The organism is Candidatus Culexarchaeum yellowstonense, assembly GCF_024707025.1.
Taxonomy (GTDB): domain Archaea; phylum Thermoproteota; class Methanomethylicia; order Culexarchaeales; family Culexarchaeaceae; genus Culexarchaeum.
Genome location: NZ_JANGFQ010000266.1, coordinates 1 through 3,318 on the forward strand (window position 1 = coordinate 1; position 3,318 = coordinate 3,318).

General features: G+C 36.7%; 3 protein-coding genes. 2 read left to right on the forward strand and 1 reads right to left on the reverse strand.

Annotated features, from left to right (window positions below):
• On the reverse strand, positions 1-651 hold a 651-nt coding region (locus MRT15_RS12485; protein ID WP_304330622.1), incomplete at its 3' end, for an SNF2-related protein.
• 156 nt (positions 652-807) lie between these two features.
• On the opposite strand from MRT15_RS12485, the gene MRT15_RS12490 reads away from it, so the two are divergent.
• Both MRT15_RS12490 and MRT15_RS12495 read left to right on the forward strand, forming a co-directional pair.
• Positions 808-1,635, forward strand: a complete 828-nt coding sequence (locus MRT15_RS12490) for a hypothetical protein (RefSeq protein WP_304330623.1) — start codon at positions 808-810, stop codon at positions 1,633-1,635.
• Positions 1,636-1,868: 233 nt separating this feature from the next.
• Positions 1,869-3,014 (forward strand): ATP-binding protein, encoded by a 1,146-nt coding sequence (locus MRT15_RS12495; RefSeq protein ID WP_304330624.1) that lies wholly within the window; start codon positions 1,869-1,871, stop codon positions 3,012-3,014.
• Positions 3,015-3,318: the final 304 nt, after the last annotated feature.

The following is a 3,318-nucleotide window of genomic DNA, read 5'->3' on the forward strand; positions in this document are numbered from 1 at the left end:
AGCCAAACTTAACATTACATCATCTTGTTTAGCAAAATCCATGGATGTTATGGCTTGATTTTCCTCAAGCCACACATTTCTACCCCAAGATGCTTCTATTACAGCTCTATCTATAACTTTGAAAGTCTCATTAAACTTTTCTTTCATCTCCCTAATCCATTGGTCCTTTAAATGACCTGGAACAACTATCAGAATTCTGTTAACGAGCCCTCTCTGTTTTAACTCTTTAAGTAAAAGACCAGCCATAATAGTTTTACCAGCGCCAGGATCATCGGCTAAGAGGAATCTAATTCTGGGGTGTTTTAAAATATGAAAGTATACGGCATCTATCTGATGCGGTAATGGATCTATTTGAGAAACATTAACCGCGTAGAGGGGGTCAAATTGATGGGCTAACCGAATCCTCCTCCCCTCAATAACTAAAAAGAAGGATTCAGCATCCCCTGAAAAATCCCTCTCCTTCAACTCAACCATCTTTATCTTATTAAAATCAGCTCTTGTAAGAATGCGGGGATAGAAATGCCCTGTATCTAAGCCAACCCCATATATTTCAATTGAAGTACCAACTTCCCTGCAAGAAATAACCTTAATACGCTCAGGCCAAAAGGGACCCTCTATGATACTTCCAGGCTTTATTTTTCCAATCTCCATCAACATCACTATTTCAACATCTCCTAGCGTTATGTTATCTAAATAATATTATTAATAGCTAAAACTATTAAATATTATGAAACTTAAAAAGGTTGGTTTTCAATTTGTCAAGTTTTATATAATTTCTGTTTAACATATTCATTTGTAGAGATTGTTATGCTGAAGTGGTGGGTTGCTTCTGGTCCTCCTGAGTATTGGAAAGTTGCTTTTGAAATGGGGAGGATTTGGGGTGTAATTGATAAGAAGTATGCTCAGTGGAGGAAGTTGTCCAGTGGCGATTACGTCTTGTTTTATGCGACTAAACCTGTTAGTGGTGTTATTGGTTATGGTGTTGTTAGAACTAAGTTTAGGCAAGATAAGCCGCTTTGGCCTCGTGAAGTTAAGGAGGGAAGGGTTATATGGCCATATAGATTTGAATTTGATGTCGAATATTGTCTTCCACAAAGTGAGTGGGAGAAACGTAAGGTTACATCAAAATATATTGCGTATGCTGCAATAGGGGGATTTCAACAGATTAAAGAGGAAGAGGCACGGAAAATCATTAGTGAACTGGTTCCAACTGAGCGAATAACGATTAAACAAATTGAACAACTATCCCTTCATGATCAAGTTAAGACTATGCTCCTTGAAGTGGGGAAGCTTCAAGGCTTTATAGCTGAAAGTGAGTATCCGATGGATGTAGGTAGGCTGGATGTTGTTTGGAGACGGGTTGAGAGAGGCGTACCAACATATGCATTTGAAGTACATGTTGGAGGAGACGTATATCATGCTGTAAGCAAACTTAAGCATGCCCATGACCTATGGAACAGCAACATATTCCTCATAACAACGGGAGAAAACATTGAAAAAGCCCATGAAATACTCTCAGGAGTATTCCATGAAATCAGAGGAAAAATACGGATAATAAAGGTTGAAGAAATCAATGAACTCCTAAAACGCAAGAAAGCATATAAAGACCTCGAAGCTCAACTTGGCATTTCGTAATAATAAATCAATAATTGTTAACATTACGAACGAATAATGAAATAGTTGAATCCTTACTATGTTTAAGTATTCAAGAATATTGTATTGAATACTTGTGGTAATTGTGGGACGCAGTATCGTGAATACTATGATAAGAGTAGTAAACTTAGCTTCATACTAAAACTACAAAAAGGAAAGGGCTACGTAAAAGCGTAATTTACTGAAGTATGAAGTAATGTTGGGTGAAGTGAACCTTGCTATTTAGTGTAAGGCCTAAGGAGAAAAGAGAGGAGCTGTATGATTTTGATAAGGAACTTGAGGAGCTTAAGGAGAGTATTAAAAGGAATCCAATAACTGTTTTGGTAGGTACAAGGAGAACTGGAAGAACTTCTCTCCTTAATGTTGCTTTGAATGAACTTGGCAACCCTTACATTTACTTGGATCTTCGTATGTTTGTTCTTTCATATGAAACATTTATGGATGGTATGAAAAGGTCTTTGGAGGATTTCATAAAACGGTATGCTCCTTTGCGTAAAAGAATTGCAAAGGTTTTACAAAGCGTTAGAGGATTATCAGTGTCTCTATCGCCAATTTCTGTGAATATAAATTTGAAAGGAGAGAAGAAGTTGGATCTTGCAGAGCTATTTACAGCTTTGAATAAAATTGCATCTGAGTTTGGAAAGGAGGTTATTGTCGCTATCGATGAAGCGCAAGAACTTAGGAAAATAAAGCGTATAAACTTTTTACAGCTCCTTGCCTACATCTATGACAACTTGGAGAATATCAGAATAGTATTGACAGGTTCTGGGGTCACTCTTCTCTCATTTATGGAGCTAATGCAGTTCAATAACGTAGATTCCCCCCTTAACGGAAGGTACATACATATCATATCCATAAGAAATCTGAGCTTTGAAGAGTCTGTAGACTTCCTCGAAAGAGGGTTTAGGGAAATAGGAGTATCAATACCTAGTCATGTCATTAAAAGCGCTGCCAGAGCTTTTGGAGGAACTATAGGATGGCTTACACTATTTGGATACAACTGTTATATGAACCCAAGCCTCCGTGAAGAGCATGCGGAGAAACTGTTAGAAGAAACTGTTAGAATCGCTGTCGAAACTACTGAGCAAGAGATCAGACATCTTTTAAATGTAAGTGAAATTTACAGAACTCTCTTAAAGATATTGACAACTGAAAGAAGTTTTAGTGAAATAAAGAAGATACTTGAAGATGCTGAGGGCAAGACAATAAGAGACACAAGGTTAAGTGATTGCTTATATAAGTTAATAGACCTTTCAGTAATCCAAAAAAGGGAAGATAAATACGTAATTACAGATCACCCTATAATCAAAAAAGCTGTAGAGGAGCTACTGGGTGAAATTGATAATGCGAAAAACAAGTAAAACATGTTTCAAAACTAAGATGTTTTTGATAGTATCGCGCTGCTTGTCAACTTTAGTGCATATGATTCAAATATTAATGTGAAATTGCGAGATATTATGTCTGGATTAAAAGGCGCTTGAAATATTGCGGTAGGTTTAGGAGTGGTTATATGAGGAATCTTATTTCTGTAAATTCTAGTGGGCCTTTTGTTATTTCTTTCTTTAGGTAGGGTGACATATTTGCAGCTTTGTTTGAATACTTTAATGTTATTGGAGATCTTACCGAGATTTCTGTTGTATTCCAATCAAGTTTTGTCATTGTTAA